The 15847-nt window shown below is 60.9% G+C and carries 16 protein-coding genes; 11 read left to right on the forward strand and 5 right to left on the reverse strand.

Annotated features, from left to right (window positions below):
* The first annotated feature begins 203 nt into the window (after positions 1-203).
* Positions 204-716 carry a VC2046/SO_2500 family protein gene (locus ACVDHI_RS03390; RefSeq protein ID WP_447211696.1) on the forward strand — a complete coding sequence of 171 codons (513 nt, stop codon included), beginning with the start codon at positions 204-206 and terminating at the stop codon, positions 714-716.
* Between the two features lie 63 nt (positions 717-779).
* Here ACVDHI_RS03390 and hpf read toward each other — a convergent pair whose 3' ends face one another.
* The gene (gene hpf / locus ACVDHI_RS03395; RefSeq protein ID WP_010674126.1) at positions 780-1112 is read right to left on the reverse strand and encodes a ribosome hibernation-promoting factor, HPF/YfiA family; all 333 of its coding nucleotides are present in this window, start codon (positions 1110-1112) and stop codon (positions 780-782) included.
* A gap of 392 nt (positions 1113-1504) precedes the next feature.
* Here hpf and ACVDHI_RS03400 point away from each other — a divergent pair, with 392 nt between their 5' ends.
* From ACVDHI_RS03400 to yciA, 5 genes are all read left to right on the forward strand, one after another.
* On the forward strand, positions 1505-4024 hold the full coding sequence (locus ACVDHI_RS03400; RefSeq protein WP_103255252.1) for a bifunctional diguanylate cyclase/phosphodiesterase: 2520 nt from the start codon (positions 1505-1507) through the stop codon (positions 4022-4024).
* A gap of 83 nt (positions 4025-4107) precedes the next feature.
* On the forward strand, positions 4108-6024 hold the full coding sequence (locus ACVDHI_RS03405) for a transglycosylase SLT domain-containing protein (RefSeq protein ID WP_324062384.1): 1917 nt from the start codon (positions 4108-4110) through the stop codon (positions 6022-6024).
* A gap of 177 nt (positions 6025-6201) precedes the next feature.
* Entirely contained in the window at positions 6202-7200 is a 999-nt protein-coding gene (locus ACVDHI_RS03410) for a LacI family DNA-binding transcriptional regulator (RefSeq protein ID WP_039038828.1), read from the forward strand.
* 246 nt (positions 7201-7446) lie between these two features.
* A complete protein-coding gene (locus tag ACVDHI_RS03415; protein WP_447211697.1) occupies positions 7447-8259 on the forward strand; it encodes an NAD-dependent epimerase/dehydratase family protein in 813 nt (270 codons plus the stop codon).
* A 139-nt stretch (positions 8260-8398) separates the two neighbouring features.
* Complete coding sequence (yciA, locus tag ACVDHI_RS03420; protein ID WP_029314261.1) at positions 8399-8797, forward strand: acyl-CoA thioester hydrolase YciA; 399 nt, start codon at positions 8399-8401, stop codon at positions 8795-8797.
* Positions 8798-8803: 6 nt separating this feature from the next.
* Here yciA and ACVDHI_RS03425 read toward each other — a convergent pair whose 3' ends face one another.
* Positions 8804-9028, reverse strand: coding sequence for a hypothetical protein (locus ACVDHI_RS03425; protein WP_010674132.1), 225 nt, complete (start codon positions 9026-9028; stop codon positions 8804-8806).
* 111 nt (positions 9029-9139) lie between these two features.
* On the opposite strand from ACVDHI_RS03425, the gene ACVDHI_RS03430 reads away from it, so the two are divergent.
* A complete protein-coding gene (locus tag ACVDHI_RS03430; RefSeq protein WP_029314263.1) occupies positions 9140-9985 on the forward strand; it encodes an endonuclease/exonuclease/phosphatase family protein in 846 nt (281 codons plus the stop codon).
* Between the two features lie 95 nt (positions 9986-10080).
* Here the strand turns inward: ACVDHI_RS03430 and ACVDHI_RS03435 are convergent, their stop codons facing one another.
* Positions 10081-11331, reverse strand: a complete 1251-nt coding sequence (locus ACVDHI_RS03435) for a LysM peptidoglycan-binding domain-containing protein (RefSeq protein ID WP_010674134.1) — start codon at positions 11329-11331, stop codon at positions 10081-10083.
* Here ACVDHI_RS03435 and ACVDHI_RS03440 point away from each other — a divergent pair, their 5' ends adjacent.
* Complete coding sequence (locus ACVDHI_RS03440; protein ID WP_010674135.1) at positions 11332-11604, forward strand: hypothetical protein; 273 nt, start codon at positions 11332-11334, stop codon at positions 11602-11604. It begins immediately after the preceding gene.
* A gap of 87 nt (positions 11605-11691) precedes the next feature.
* Here the strand turns inward: ACVDHI_RS03440 and gloB are convergent, their stop codons facing one another.
* On the reverse strand, positions 11692-12456 hold the full coding sequence (gene gloB, locus ACVDHI_RS03445) for a hydroxyacylglutathione hydrolase (RefSeq protein WP_324062388.1): 765 nt from the start codon (positions 12454-12456) through the stop codon (positions 11692-11694).
* Between the two features lie 79 nt (positions 12457-12535).
* On the opposite strand from gloB, the gene ACVDHI_RS03450 reads away from it, so the two are divergent.
* Positions 12536-13258, forward strand: a complete 723-nt coding sequence (locus ACVDHI_RS03450; protein WP_324062390.1) for a class I SAM-dependent methyltransferase — start codon at positions 12536-12538, stop codon at positions 13256-13258.
* A gap of 6 nt (positions 13259-13264) precedes the next feature.
* Here the strand turns inward: ACVDHI_RS03450 and rnhA are convergent, their stop codons facing one another.
* The gene (gene rnhA, locus ACVDHI_RS03455; protein WP_010674138.1) at positions 13265-13729 is read right to left on the reverse strand and encodes a ribonuclease HI; all 465 of its coding nucleotides are present in this window, start codon (positions 13727-13729) and stop codon (positions 13265-13267) included.
* 75 nt (positions 13730-13804) lie between these two features.
* On the opposite strand from rnhA, the gene dnaQ reads away from it, so the two are divergent.
* Together dnaQ and ACVDHI_RS03465 are read left to right on the forward strand one after the other, a co-directional pair.
* On the forward strand, positions 13805-14539 hold the full coding sequence (dnaQ, locus tag ACVDHI_RS03460) for a DNA polymerase III subunit epsilon (RefSeq protein ID WP_041212726.1): 735 nt from the start codon (positions 13805-13807) through the stop codon (positions 14537-14539).
* Positions 14536-15786: a TIGR03503 family protein gene (locus tag ACVDHI_RS03465; RefSeq protein WP_042865207.1), complete on the forward strand. Its 1251-nt coding sequence runs from the start codon at positions 14536-14538 to the stop codon at positions 15784-15786. The genes dnaQ and ACVDHI_RS03465 overlap by 4 nt, the downstream gene beginning before the upstream one ends.
* Positions 15787-15847 lie beyond the last annotated feature (61 nt).

Here is a 15847-nt window from a genome sequence, read left to right on the forward strand (position 1 = left end):
GGAGAAGGATTCGAACCTTCGAAGGCAGAGCCGTCAGATTTACAGTCTGATCCCTTTGGCCGCTCGGGAACCCCTCCCCAAGTGCGAGGCGCATACTAACAGATCTGTCGCGCTTGTGAACCCCTCTGCCGGGATTTTTAATGCTTAAAGGATCGGGTTGATGGCCGATAAGCAATGAAACCTTCATTTCCAAGATTTATCTCATGCTGCCCAGTGCGATTCGTGACCGCTTGCTCGTGGATGAGGCCCAGTTGGGCCAACGGCTCAACCAGGATCTCCGTGCGGGGGACCGTGCCGACTTCAGGCTGCATCTGGCGCTGCTGACTGATGCAGTGGAAGAGCAGCCCTGGTTTGATGCCCCGCCCAAGCCTGCGTCGGGTGAGCTGGATTGGCGCTCCCGTTTCGGTCTGATGCCCCGGGCGTCCCTGCAAGGCGGGGTGGAAGAGAGCGATGCCACCAGCCTCAACGAGCGTCTGCAACAGGGCGGGTGCATGACGGATGTGAGACTCTGGCTGGCGCTGCGCTCCCCGCCACTGGTGAGCCGAACGCCCGCGCTGGATCCCGCGGTGTACGACAACCTCTCGGCACTGGGTCGTGAGCGATGGCAGGCCCGACCTATGGGCGCTGACCCCAGGGAGGAGGCTCCGCTGATGATGCTGCCGCTGCTCGATGAGCTTGCGCAAGGGGTGGATGCCAGGCTGTGCTGGCTGGGGTGACGGCACGGTAGAATGCAAAAAGGCGGGATAACCCGCCTTTTGCTTTATGAGTGGTGAACCTTGTCAGGCGTCTGCTTCGTCCGGTTGGGGCACTTCCTTGCCGGCGGCACGACGGGCGATGGGTTTTTCCGTGTGACGGTTGAGCTGGCGTTCCAGCTTCTGGCCCAGGTCCGTGATGGCGGCATAGAGATCCTCGTGCTCTGCCTGCGCAAACAGTTTGCCGTTGGGAATGCCGATAGTGGCTTCGACGATATACATCAAACGCTCTTTGGAGATGATCACATGGGGTGTGATAAGAGGCACCTGAAGACGCTCGAGCTTTTCAAAACGGGATTCAATGCGCTCGCGGATGGCTGGGGTGATGTCGATGATTTTACTGGTCATTTCGATTTTCATAATGGCCCCCTTCGGGTCGTCTTGCTTGTGTCTTCACCTCCAGATTACCCATGTCGCCAAATCAAAATGTGATCTGCGTCACGAAAAATCCCCTTGGGAATCCCGCTGTCCATAAATTGTGAGCTTTTCCCGTTTCATGCCAAAAACCGCTTGAGCTCAGTGAAACAGGCAGGCAGTATCAGCAAATAGGATCGTTTCTGTCCCCCCTCGGCAGCGCCTTGTGTCGACCCGATGTTTGGTTTTTGCCGCATAGTCTCGAATTTTCTCCACCCACATCGCCTCATCGCATCGCAAAATCATTGCCATGCGCCGGTGGAGATATGCGCGCAAACGGATATGCTTTTCTGCAGGAGTCGGGGTGGATAACGTGGTTGTAGTGGTTGGAGTCGTAGATGAAGCAGCAAGCCACCCAGATGATGTGGTTTTATGATCGGCAGCATGGGCAATGGAGCCTGTCTGATCATGTCTCTTGTGAACCCTGGGCAGGGGAGGGAGCCCACCCCTGGGCCACCCAACTTGAGCGGGAAGATGAAGCGGGTTTCGCCGATTTTCTTGCAAGACTCCACGATTCCGGCCAGCCTGGCCAGTTCATCGGTCACCTACGCGATGAGGACGGCAAGGTACACCACGCGCTCTGGTACGGTCAGTATGTGCCTGCACAGGGGCTCTGTTGTGGCTGGCTTGCCCCCCTCGAAATGATGCATCGCGAGATGGATCGCGCCGACTCCCCCGCAGGCGTGACACCGCCGCTTCCCATGTTACAAGCCCCCTTGCTGGCCAAGCTGGCGCAGGCGCTCTCCGCTAAGACGGGGCTCGATTTTTGCCAGACCCTGGTCAACGAGCTGGCCCATATCCTGGGAGCCACTGCCGTCTGGCTGACGGAGCGGGTCGGTCTCGACAGGCTCAGGGTGCTGGCGAGCCACGGCATCGACGTCAAGGAGTATGCCCTCTGTGACATGCCCTGCCAGCAGCTCTATCGCCAGGGGGCCTCCTGCGCGGTCCCCGTGAGTGAACCCCTGACCGGGTATCCCGACCTGCCCCCGGGCCAGCACTATTACGCCCAGCCGCTGCTCGATCGCAACGGTCAGATCCTGGGCCATCTCGCCCTGCTGTTCCCGAGCCAGACCCGGACCACGGATCTGGACTCCGTCCTGACCATCTTCTCGGTGCGCATGGTGGCCGAGCTGGAGCGCCTGCAGAGCGATGCCCTGATGCGGCTGTCTGCGGTGGCCTTTGAAACTCACGAAGGGATCATCATCACGGATCCCGAGTTCAAGATCCTGCGGGTCAATTACGCCTTCAGCCAGATCACCGGCTTTGACAACCAGGGGGTGATTGGTCTGCACCTTGGCAACGATCTCTGGTCGGGGCTGGGAGGGTTGGGTTACGAGCTCAACGCCCTGGATCGCTGGCAGGGGGAAACCCTGCGCCTGCACGCCGACGGTCACGCCTATCCCCAGTGGGAGATCGTCACGCCGGTGCAGGATGAAAAGGGGGGGATCAGCCACTATGTCATCTTCTTCGAGGATATTTCAGAGCGCAAGGCGGCGGAGCGCCGCATCCAGGATCTCGCCTTCTATGACGAGCTGACCGGTCTGCCCAATCGCCGTCAGCTGCACGAAACCCTGACCCAGGCGTTCACCGATGCAAATCGCAGTCACCTCATCGGGGCCCTGCTGTTCATCGATCTCGACCACTTCAAGACCATCAATGATTCCCTGGGTCACGCCACCGGCGACTGGCTGCTCAAGGAGGTGGCCAGCCGTCTCAAGCGGCTGGTGCGCCAGGGGGATTGTCTGGCCCGTCTCGGCGGCGACGAGTTCGTGTTGTTGCTGCCAGCGCTCTCCATCAGCCCGCCCCAGGCGGAGATGCAGGCCGACCTCATCGCGGAGCGGCTCATCGGGGAGATCGCCGCCCCCTATGATTTCAGAGGCCAGGTGCTGCACATCGGCGCCAGTGTCGGCATCACCCTCTTCCCCGGTCGGGAGCAGGAGGCGGGGGATCTGCTCAAGCAGGCTGACACCGCCATGTATCAGGCGAAATCGGCGGGCCGCAAGACCCGGCGCTTCTTCGATGCCTCCATGCAGTTGCAGGCCGACCGGCGTCTGCACATTCACAACGAGCTGCGCAGTGCCCTCGACAATGGGGAGCTGACTCTCCACTACCAGCCCCAGCACATGGTGGCGGGGGGGGAGATCATCGGTGTCGAGGCACTGATCCGCTGGCAACCCCCCGGGCGTGCCCTGGTGTCGCCTGCCGAGTTCATCCCCATTGCCGAGGAGACGGATCTCATTGTCGACATCGGCAACTGGGTATTGCACGAAGCCTGTACCCAGTACGTCTCCTGGGAGGAGAACGGGATCCACGTCCCCCAGCTGTCGGTCAACGTGAGCGCCAAACAGTTCCATGCTCCCGACTTCGTCGATCGCATTCACGACGTGCTGGCTGCCACCGGCATGGATCCCGCCTGCCTCAACCTGGAGATCACCGAGTCGGTGGTGCTGGGTCATGCGGAAGACACCATCAGCAAGATGGCGGAACTCAAGACCCTGGGCATCAGCTTTGCCATCGACGACTTCGGGGCGGGGTACTCTTCCCTGAGCTACCTCAAGCGGCTGCCGGCTGACGAGCTCAAGATCGACCGCTCTTTCATCCAGGACATTCCGAAGGATGGTGACAACATGGCCATCGTCGAGGCCGTGATCGCCATGGCCCGCCACATGGGGTTCAACGTGACGGCGGAGGGAGTGGAGTCCCGCCAGCAACTGGAGTTTCTGCAGGCGCAGGGCTGCCATTTCTTCCAGGGATACCTCGCCTCCAAGCCGCTCCCTGTTCCCTACCTTGAACGCTATGTCAGCCGCCAGGTACGCGGTGATCGCCCCGTCTGCACCGATAAAAATAGTGTGGCGTAGCGCCCATATTTAACGGGTAGAATGAAGGTATCTCACCACCGCCAGCGGGCGGTGGTTATGCCTCTCAAGGGAGAATACCTTTCGTGAAAGCCGTGCAGGGAATCATCTTTTCGGCGCTGTGCGTGCCAGGGCTAGTGGCACCCGCCTTTGCGCAAACCATGGAGCAGTCTCTCTATCGCCAGGCCCATGAGGCCGTGCGTGCCAATGATCAGGTCAAATTCAGCCAGCTTCGGGCACGCCTGATCCACTATCCTCTGTTGCCCTATCTGGATTACTACCAGCTTGCGTTCCGTCCCGGGGCGGCAGACTACAACGATGTGACCCGCTTCATCCGCCAGCACGGGGACACCCCCCAGTCCAACCGGCTCGAGCGCAGCTATCTCACCTATCTTGCCCAGAGCCAGCAGTGGTCCCAGTTCCTGCGCTTCTATCCGGCCAAGCCAAGCTCCACCGATCTGCTCTGTCAGCACTATCAGGCCCGCTACTACACGGGGCACAAAAGTGAAGCCCTGCAGGAGGCAGGCAAGCTCTGGTTGAGCGGTCAATCCAGGCCCGATGCCTGCGATCCCCTGTTCCAGCTCTGGCAGCAGGCGGGTCTGCGTACTCAGGAGAAGATCTGGGAGCGCATGAACCTGGCTTTCGAGGCCCAGAACCCCAACCTCATTCGCCACCTCGGTGCCCAGCTCGGCAGCGGCATGAAGGGGTATGGCGATCAGATGATCGCCCTGTATGACCAACCCGTGCGGGCGATGAATCCGGCCAACTTCACGGCGGCGCCCCCGTCGCGGCATCTGCTCTCCCTGGGGCTGGCCCGCTACGCCAACCAGGAGCCCGACGCGGTTCTGCGCCAACTGGGGGAGATGGCCCGTCGCTTCGGCCTGAACCATGCCGAGGTGAATCGGGTGGAGAAGGCGGCCGCCCGCCGCCTGTTGCTGGACCGCTCTTCTGACCAGCGCGCCTGGCTGGATACAGCCCTGATGCGGCTCAAGGAGCCGGAGCTGGTGGAGCTGCGGGCCCGTCTTGCCATCTGGGAGCAGGATTGGCGCGGCCTCGAAGGCTGGGTCAAGCGGATGCCCATGGGGCTGCAAAAAGAGGATCGCTGGCGATACTGGATGGCGCGCTCGCTGGAGAAACAGGGGCGGCAGAAACCGGCGCGGGACCTCTATCTCGAGACTGCGAGCCTGCGCGGCTTCTACGGCTTCATGGCGGCCCAGCGCACCGGTGTGCCCTATCGCATGAAGAACCAGAGCGTGGCGCACAAGGTGCCGGACTGGCAAAGTGCCAGCCGCCGCTGGCCCTTCCTGCTGCGGGTGCGTGAGCTGCTGGCGATGAACGAGATCACGGCGGCCCGCTCTGAGTGGATCCACAACATGGATCGCAACAGCGTGGCCCAGCGCCTGGAGTTTGGCCACATCGCCCTCAACCAGGGCTGGCACGAGCTGGCGATCCTCTCCAGCATCCGTGCCGAGGCCTGGGATGCGCTGGACCTGCGCTTCCCACTGCCCCTCAAGCGCACCTTCTCCCAGATGGCACAAGAGCGCACCATGAACACCAGTCTGCTCTACGCCATCTCCCGTCAGGAGAGCGCACTCTATCCCCTGGCCCAGTCACCAGTCGGGGCGAGGGGGTTGATGCAGCTGATGCCTGCCACCGCGAAAGAGACGGCCGGCAAGCTTGGGGTGCCCTATCGCAACGAGCAGCAACTGTTCGACCCGGCCATGAACATTCGTCTTGGCAGCGCCTACCTCAAGCGCCTGCTGGATGTGTATGACGGCAACCGGATCCTGGCGGCGGCGGCCTACAATGCGGGTCCTGGCCGGGTCAAGCGCTGGCGCGAGCAGAGCGACAACAAGCCGATGGATGTCTGGGTGGAGAGCATCCCCTATCGGGAGACGCGCAACTATGTCCAGAACGTGCTCTCTTTCGATCTCATCTATCAACACAAGCTGCAGCAGCCCTTGCGTTTCATGTCGGAACGCGAGCTGAATCACGCCTATTGAGTTCGGGGGCAGTCGTTGTCGCGGCTGCCTCCCATTCTTGCCCCAGAATGGTTATCATCCCTTAAGCTTTGTTACAAAAGGAAACCTGCCAGGTGATCGGGCGCCGCGTCTTGGTCTGTCAGGTTCGATACAATGCCCGATCATCACTGACAGGCTTTTCCAACAAAGGAATCGAGAGTGGCAACGATCAAAGATGTGTCTCAGCTGGCGAATGTCTCCATTTCGACAGTGTCTCGAGTGATCAACAACACGGCGCAGGTGGCGCCCGAGAAGCGCGAGGCTGTCCTCGCGGCCATGAAGGAGCTCAGCTTTCGTCCAAACAGCTTCGCCCAGGCCCTGGTGAGCAAACGCTCCAACTGTATCGGTGTGCTGGTGGGGGATCTGTGTGGCGGCCCCTTCTTCGCCCAGATGATGCGCGGCATCGAAAGCATGGTCGACAAGGCGAACAAGTTCACCATCGTGGTGTCCGGAAACCACGACGCGACCCGTGAGCGGCACGCCATCCAGGCGCTGCTGCAGCGCCAGTGCGATGCCCTGATCCTGCACAGCAAGGCGCTGCCTGACGAAGAGCTCAGCGAGCTGGCGTCGGGCACGACCCCCATCGTCTTCATCAACCGTCAGGTGCCAGGCTGCGAGGATCGCTGCGTCTGGCTGGACAACCAGGCCGGCATCACCACGGCTTGCCAGCATCTGCTGGACGCGGGACATCGCAAGATTGCCTTCGTCACCTCCGATGACGAGGAGTTTGTGGATGGTCAGCAGCGGATGGCCGGCTATCGCTTCGCCCTGCAACGGGCAGGTATCGAGCTGGATCCTGCCCTCATCGGCCGTGCCTATGCCGATGAAAAAGGTGGCTATGTGGCCATGAGCGAGCTGCTGGCGCGCGGCGTCGAGTTCAGCGCTGTGCTGGGTTTCAACGATGCCATGGTGGCGGGGGCCATCTCCTGTCTGCTGGAGCGGGGTTACAAAATCCCCCAGCAGGTCTCTGTGGTTGGTTTTGATGACATCCCCTATGCCCGATACATCTATCCCAAGCTCACCACGGTACGTTACCCCATCGAGGAGATGGGAGAGCGGGCCGCTGAGCTGGCCCTGAGGCTGCTGGATCACAAGCCGGTAGAGGGATTGGCGCTCAAATTCGAAGCCGAACTGGTACGGCGGGAATCTGTGGCCTGAGTCATGAAGTTGGCCCCGTGCGGGTCGACTTTTTTGCAAAACAGTGAAAGCGCTTTCAGAAATCCTTTTCAACTGTGATCCGCTTCAAAGCTTTTTACCTGCGCTGCCACTAGGATAGGCCCACGAATTAGGAGCGTGCGCTCCCGATTTTCCCGCTGTGGGAGGTAACCGGTTAATCCGGCTATTTCCTTCGTTACTTTCGACGGTCATCATTGGATGGCCGTTTTTTTTTGTCAGGATCCGGGTATGACGAACGAATTTGAGTATCAGACGGGTATCGTGGGCGCCGGCTGGCTGGGGTTGCCCCTGGCCAGGGCATTGCAAGAGCAGGGGCAATCTGTCGCGGTGACGGTCAGTACGGCCGAAAAGGCTGAACGGCTGCGGGGGGAGGGTATTGCCGCCTGGCCGCTGTTGCTTACCCCTGACATGGGATCACTGCCTTTTCGCTGTCATGACCTGGTGATCTGCGTGCCCCCCAGCAAGACCGGGGATTACCCGGCGTCCGTGGCCAGCCTGTGCCGACAGGCGAGGGCGGCGGGTGTTCAGAGGGTTCTGTTTATCAGCGCGACTTCGGTCTGGGGGGCCGGACAGGGGGAGGATGATACGCCCGCTCCAGCTCATGACAGAGGCTCGCGGATGCGGGCGGCCGAGCTGGCCGTACTGGAAGGGCATGTTGACTGCGCCATGATCTTGCGCCCGGCCGGACTCTATGGTCCTGACCGTCACCCTGGCCGTTTTCTGGCGAGCAAGACGCTGGCCGGGGGAGGCCAGGCTGTGAACCTGGTGCATCTGGACGACGTGGTGGCCGCCTGTGAGCTGATGCTGGCCCGGGGGCAGGATGGGGATGCCTACAATCTGAGCGCCCCCGTCCACCCGCGCCGGGAGCAGCTCTACCCCTTCGCGAGCCGCTTGCTCGGGCTGGTGCCGCCTCAGTTTGTCGAGCCGGCGGGGGAGTTTGCTCCCATCGAAGGTCAGCGCATCTGCCAGCAGCTTGGTTTCGTCTATCGCTGGCCGGATCCGGCCCACTGGTTTGCGGACGGGGCGGCCTTGAAGGGCTGAACGGGTCGTCGCCATCCGGGCCCCGGAGTCGGTCATCTGGCGTGCAAACCAGATACGGCGCGCGCTCCGGGACAATTGAGGTTTGCCAAGGGGGGGATCGCCCCCTATCATGCCGCCATCCATGATAAAGAGAGCGGTAATGATGGAAGAGACCAAGCGCCACCCCGATGGGGAGCTGTTGCTGAGAACCCTGGCAATGCCAGCCGATACCAACCCCAATGGCGATATCTTCGGCGGGTGGATCATGTCCCAGATGGATATAGGTGGGGGCATCATGGCCAAGGAGCTGGCAAAAGGGCGCATCTGTACCGTCTCGGTGGAGGGGATGACCTTCCACAGCCCGGTCAAGGTGGGTGACGTGGTGTGCTGTTACGGTCGCTGCCTCAAGATTGGTCGCAGCTCCATGCGACTCAAACTGGAGGTCTGGGTCAAGCCGGTATTGCGGGAGAACGAAGCCCAGCGGTACTGCGTGACCGAGGGCGTCTTCACCTATGTGGCCATCGACGATCAGGGCAAATCCCGCCCCGTCCCGGTCTGAGTCTGCTCAGATGAGCCGGGCATTGATGATGGATATTTCCTGCTCAAGCCCGGTTTTTTGCCGTATCATGCGCTCCAGCATCTCTTCCGACCCCACGCACTGCCGGGTGTCGAACAGACAGAGATCACATTGGGGATCCCGCCTGATTTGATAGACGGTGGAAAGCTCCACTTGATGACAGGTTCCCTGTTGATCGTAAAATGTCACGCGGTACTGGTGCTGTCTCGCCATCGTTGAACTCCTTCTGGATGAGTCGGGCCGGACACGAATAATGAGACTAGTCGGCGACCGTGGCCTGTGTGAGGGCCATGTCGTCTTGCAGAGGCAGGTGATTGTTAGCCAATGAAAAATAGTTATCGGATTCTGGGAACGTCCCTGCTGACATTGGGGCTGGTCGGTTGCTTCGAGGTGCCGGATCAAGATCATCTGGTGACTGCGGCAGGTATCATACCTGGCGCAAGCTGTGACAGACCACCTCTGGTGGCGCTCGCCTCCACGGCCTTGCCGAGGGAGTTTGGCATCACCGTCTGGAACCTCTACAAGGGACAACGCAAGAACTGGCGGGAAGGGCTGGATGAGTATGCCAAGTCCCAGGATCTGGTGCTGCTGCAAGAGTCGGCGACCCGGCCCGAGATGCTGGACTGGCTGAAGAGAGGCGATTTCCAGTGGCAGCAGTTGCAGGCCTTCACCCAGGGAGGTGTCTCCTTTGGCGTGATGACGGTGGCGAAAACGCCGCAGGCGTTTGTTTGTGGCGTCCGTTCCCCCGAACCCCTGCTGCGTATCCCCAAGTCAGGTCTGGTCAGTCTCTATCCCTTGCAAGGGGATCCTGACGGCGTGCTGGTGGTGAATCTCCACGCGGTCAATTTCGAACTGGGCATGGCGACCTTCCGCGAGCAGCTCAACGATCTGACTGCATTGATCCATCGCCACCAGGGGCCGGTCATCCTGGGCGGCGATTTCAACACCTGGAGCGACAAGCGCGCGTTCTGGTTGAACAAGCTGGTGGGCGAGCTTGGCCTGCAGGAGGCCATACCTGTGCCTGATCTGCGTCGCACCGCTTTTGGCCGCCCGCTGGATCACCTCTACTATCGCAATCTGGATCTGGTGGAGGTGAGTTCACCGGCTACCGATGCCTCTGACCACAACCCCATTCTGGCGCGCTTTGCGGCCCAGGCCATCACTCCCTGAGTCATCCCTCAGGGGAGAGCGGCGTAGCCGCTGGTTCATGCAGACAAAAAAATACCCCGCATCAAGCGGGGTATTTTTTGGATTGCGACGAGCGATCAGCTGTTGTTCTTCACGAACAGAGTCAACTCCTGACCCGGCTTGAGATAGTCACTCTTGCCGAGCTGGTTCCAGCGCATCACATCGTTGACGGCGACCTGGAAGCGGGCTGCGATGGAGGAGAGGGAATCACCGCGGCGCACCTGATAGACCATGGACTTGTTGCTGCTCTTGCCCTGCTTGGGCCAGACCACCAGCTTCATGCCAGGCTTGAGGGCCGACTTGGCGTTCAGGCCGTTCCACTTGGCCAGGTCGGCGTGGGTGACCCCGTGTGCCTGGCTGATGCTCCACAGGTTGTCACCGGAGCGCACCTGATAGTTCACCTTGCCACCACTGCGGCTGGCGAGCTGCTGCGGCTTGCTCTGGGCAACCTGGGTTGCGCGCCCACCATTGGGGATGATCAGGCTCTGGCCACGGCGCAGGTTGTTGCCGCGCATGTTGTTGGCCAGCTTGAGCTGTTGCACGGTCACCCCGTGATTCTGGGCGATCCGTGACAGCGTATCACCACTGGTGACCTGATAGGAGCGCACACCACGGGTACGTTCACGCTGGGGCAGATCGGCCAGGGCCAGCTCCAGGGTGTCGGCGTACTCGACGGGGACCAGCAGGTTGTAAGGGCCCTGCGGCGAGGTCATGCCACGCTTGAGCGCAGGATTGAGCGCCTTGAGCTGGGAGGCGGAAACGCCAGCCAGCTGGGCGGCCACGTTCAAATCAATCTGACCACCGGTATTGATGGTTCGCAATTGCGGCTTGTTGGCCAGCACCGGTAGGGTGACATTGTATTTGTCCGCATTGCGGATCATGTCGGCCATGGCCAGGATCTTGGGCACATACATCCGGGTTTCGCGGGGCAGGTCCAGCGACCAGTAGTCGGTCGGACGACCAGCCCGTTCGTTGCGGGTGATGGCGTTGCGCACCCGACCTTCACCGGCATTGTAAGCGGCCAGGGTCTGCAGCCAGTCACCGTCGAAGAACCGGTTCAGGTACTCCAGGTAATCCAGTGCGGCATTGGTGGATGCAAGGACATCGCGTCGACCGTCGTACCAGTTGTCGTGGCGCAGGCCGAAATTCTTGCCGGTTGCAGGAACGAACTGCCAAAGACCGACCGCATTGCTGCGGGAGCGGGCATTGGGATCGAACATGCTCTCGATCATGGGGATGGTAATAAGCTCCATTGGCAGCTCACGCCGTTCGATTTCCTCTACCATCAGATACAGGTAGGGCTCAGCCCGGCTGGCAATGGTCGCCATATGCTTATCATTGCGCAACAACCAATCACGCTGTTGGCGAACCCGGGCATTATCGTGCGAGTCCAGCTGCATATCATCGCTGATACGCACCCACAGGTTATCAGTGTCATCCAGCTCTTCTATCTGTTCGTCGCCGAACAGCATCCGCGAAGAGTGTTTTTTGTACGTTTTCTTGCTGACTTGGGGGGATTTGATCGGCTCGATTGCCGTTACCGCCCGGTCATCCTGATGGCTCAGGTTTTGACAGCCGCTGAGAAACAGCGCTGCCAATAAGGCCGTTCGTAGCTTCATCTCGCTCAGGTCATCTGTGGAAAAACAGCTCGCATCATAAGGGGCAATGCCCCCCTGATCAAGGTTTGTTCAAAAAACGTCCTTCCAGGCCCGCAGAACAGCGAAGGTATCCTCTGGATTTTCCAAGCATTTAAGGGCGTATTTCTCAGCAGAAAATTTTACCGAGTCCTGCTCGCAGCGCAGAAAAACATTGAAATTCTGCTCATCTCCCAGCCGGGAGGGGAGACTCGGGAGGCCCTGCTGACGCAGTTTGCTGATCACGCCGATCTGCCGCTGGATCGCCAGGTTGTCGGGCTCGACCGCATGGGCGAAACGCAGGTTGGAGAGCGTGTATTCATGGGCACAATAAAGGAGGGTCTCATCGGGCAATGCCGCGAGCCGTTGCAGGGAAGTGTGCATCTGTGCCGGGGTACCTTCGAACAGACGGCCGCAACCGGCGCTGAAGAGGGTATCGCCACAAAACAGCATGCCCTGGCCGTAATAGGCGATGTGCCCCAAGGTATGACCGGGTACATGGAGGACATCCAGACTCAGGCCATGCCAGTTGATCTGATCCCCGTCGTCGAGCCATTGGCCGTGATGGTCCGGCATGGGGTCATGCTTGGGGCCATAGAGACGAGCGTGGGGGAAGTGTTGCAGCAACTCGGATACGCCCCCGACGTGATCGCGGTGGTGATGGGTCAGGAGGATGGCATCCAGCACCAGATCCAGCGCAGCCAGCCGTTCCAGCACGGGAGCGGCCTCTCCCGGATCGACGACCAGGCAGTGATTTTCATGACGGATCAACCAGATGTAGTTGTCGCTGAAGGCGGGAACTGTGATGACGGTATACATGGGGCGAGGTCTCTTGTGTTCTCTTTAAGGAAGGGATCTTATATAACTGGATGGCATTCGCCCCCGAGTTGGTCCCATTATGCAACTGGCACGTACCGAACAACAGATCGCGCTTCCGACCAGTTGGTCCGCACTGCCCATGGGGGACTGGGTGGCCGCCGAGCTTCAGGAGCGCCTCGACAACTGGTGCCCTCACCTCTTTGGCTATCACTTGCTCAAGATAGGAGCCCTGAGCGCCGAACTCTCCTGCGGCTGTTCCACCATTCGTCATCAAATCGGTGTCGCCCCCGGCGGACGGCTGCTGGACATCCAGGGGGATCCGCTCTCCTTGCCGGTGCGATCGGGGAGCGTGGATGCCTGCCTGCTGGCTCACTGCCTCGATTTCTCGCCGGATCCTCATCAGGTGCTGCGGGAGGCAGAACGGGTGCTGACCGACGATGGCTGGCTCATTGTCAGCGGTTACAACCCGCTCAGCCTGGTGGGGCTGGGTCACTATCTGCCCTTCATGCGGCGGCATCTGCCCTGGTCTGCCCGCATGTTCACGCCCGCACGGGTGACCGACTGGCTGCAACTGCTCGGCTGCGAGGTGATGTTCGACGAGCGGTTCGGTTTCTCCTTCATGGGTAGGCAGAGCAAGATCGGCTGGTGGCGGGAGAGTCTGGGGCGGGACTATTGCCGCTCCCTGGCGTCTGTTTACGTGATTGCCGCCCGCAAGCGGCGTTTCCCCGTGACACCGGTACGTCGCCGCTGGCGGCTGCCGGAGTCGATGGCCGCGCCAGGCATGGCGCGCCAGGGCGGCTAGCGGGCATCAGGGCTGGTAGCCGCTGTCTTCGGCAAGCTGCTTGCCGCTGGCGGCCTCACGGGCCAGCTCGTCACAGCGTTCGTTTTCCGGGTGGCCCGAGTGTCCTTTCACCCAGAGCCATTCGATCTGGTGACGGGCCACTTCCGCATCCAGGGCCTGCCAGAGATCGACGTTCTTGACCGGCTGACGGTTGGCGGTCATCCAGCCCTTCTTTTTCCAGCCGATGATCCATTGGGTGATCCCCTGGCGCACATACTGGCTGTCGGTGGTGAGCCGCACCTGGCAGGGTTCGTTCAGGGTCCGCAGCCCCATGATGGCAGCCATCAGCTCCATCCGGTTATTGGTGGTCAATCGAAAACCTGCGGAGATCTCCTTGCGATGCTTGCCATAGACCATGACGGCACCATAGCCGCCGGGGCCCGGGTTGCCTAAGCAGGAGCCATCCGTGAATAAATCAATCTGTTTCAACATGAGCAATCAATCTGTTTTAGCGAGAGGCTTGGGGTAAACTAGCGAGTAAAACCGAAGTTTGACATGGATTTGATCATGAGCACACCCCAACTGAATCGCCAGATCATTCTGGATACCGAAACCACCGGCATGAACACCGCGGGCGGCCCCGTTTATCTTGGGCACCGCATCATCGAGATCGGCTGTGTGGAGGTGATCAACCGCAAACTCACCGGCAACCATTTCCACGTCTACATCAAGCCGGATCGGCTGGTGGATCCCGAGGCTATTGCCGTGCACGGCATCACGGATGCCTTCCTGGCGGACAAGCCCTCTTTTAGCCAGATAGCGGACGATTTCATCGAGTTCATTCGCGGCGCCGAGCTCATCGCCCACAACGCCCCCTTTGACGTGAGCTTCATGGACTATGAGTTCAGCAAGCTCGGTCTGAACTTCAAAACGGCGGATATCTGCGGCATCACGGATACCCTGGCAATGGCGCGGGATCTCTTCCCGGGCAAGCGCAACAACCTGGACGTGTTGTGCGATCGCTACGGCATCGACAACTCTCACCGTACCCTGCACGGCGCCTTGCTCGATGCGGAGATCCTGGCGGACGTCTACCTCCTGATGACGGGTGGCCAGACCAAACTCAATCTGGCGAGTGAAACCAGCGAGAGCGAGACCAGCCAGGATACCGGCATTCGTCGTCTGGAGAGCAATCGCCCGCCGCTCAGGGTGGTGCGCGCGAGCGACGAGGTGGCGGCTGTCCATGAAGCGAGGCTGGATCTGGTACAGAAAAAAGGAGGTGCCTGCCTGTGGCGGCAATGAGATCGCTTTGGGGGCTGCTGCTGCTGGCCTCCCTCCCGGCCGCGGCCAACGAGGTGTTTGCGCCTTCCGACATTCCTCTGCTCGACAACCGCTTTCGCATCGATTACGGCGTGAAGGAGATCACCTTCATCATCAAGCGCAAGCCGGGGACGCCCTCGGTGATCCTGGTGCGACCCGATGGCAGCAAGCTCTATGTGGGCAAGGTCAAGCCGCCCGACGTGGGCTGGTTGCCCCTCAAGGATCAGGATCTCATCACCATCCGCGACCCCATGCCCGGCCCCTGGCAGGCGATCGGGGAGGTGGACCCCGACAATCGGGTGCGCCTGCTCACCGACATCCAGGTCGAGAGCGAGCCGCTGCCGGCCCGCCTCTATCAGGGTGAGCGGGTCAAACTGCAATCCCGTCTGCTGATCGATGGCGCGGCGCCTGGGGCGGGTTACTACCTCACCGATCTGGGCATGACCGTCAAGCTGCAGCAGTTCAACGATGCCAGCCAGAGCGGCGATCCCGTGTTCGAGGAGACCCTGGGACGCTACATGGATGATGGCAAGGGGGTGGACGAAGTGCCGGGGGACGGTATCTTGACCGCCGAGGCGGTACTGGACGTCCCTGCGGGAAAATACCGAGCCCTCTTCAGCACCGGCAATGAGGTCTTCTCACGAGCCCAGTCACAGCAGGTGCTGCTCTACCCCTGGCCGGTCAGCTATTCCCTGAATCCCCCCTCCGGGGAGGGGGGAGCCAAGCTCTCCCTGGTCATCGATGTGGATGAACTGGATCCCGCCTCCGTGGTCATCCAGGGCAAGGCCATTGACGGCGGGGGCAGTAGCATGACGTTCAACGAGGTGGCGACAGCGCCGCGTTTTGGCGTGGATCTCTCCGCCCTCAAGGCGGCAGGGCAGTACAAGGTGGAGGCCACCCTCTTTGGAACAACCCGGCTCGGTCGCGAGGTGCAACTGCAATTGCCGGCCAAGTCGTTCACCATAGCACCGCCTCCCCCCCCTCCCGCACCCTCTGCGGCCATGCCCGCATCCGCCGCCACCCCCGACCGGTTCGAGGAGCGGGAGAGTCCGGTCTGGCTGCCCTGGGCGCTGGGGGGAGGTGGCGTGTTGCTGCTCTTGCTGGGGGCCGGTGGTTTCATTCTGCTGCAAAAGCGCCGCACCCTGCACAAGGCGATGGCGGCGCAGAAGGCGCAACTTGAAGAGACGCCAGCAACCCCCAAACTGGATCTCAATCTGCCGGAGCAATAATTCCGCGCACATTGCAAAGAAGCCGCCCAATGGGCGGCTTCTTCATGGTGGCAAGTGGATG

The organism is Aeromonas sp. 25-248 (assembly GCF_053005425.1).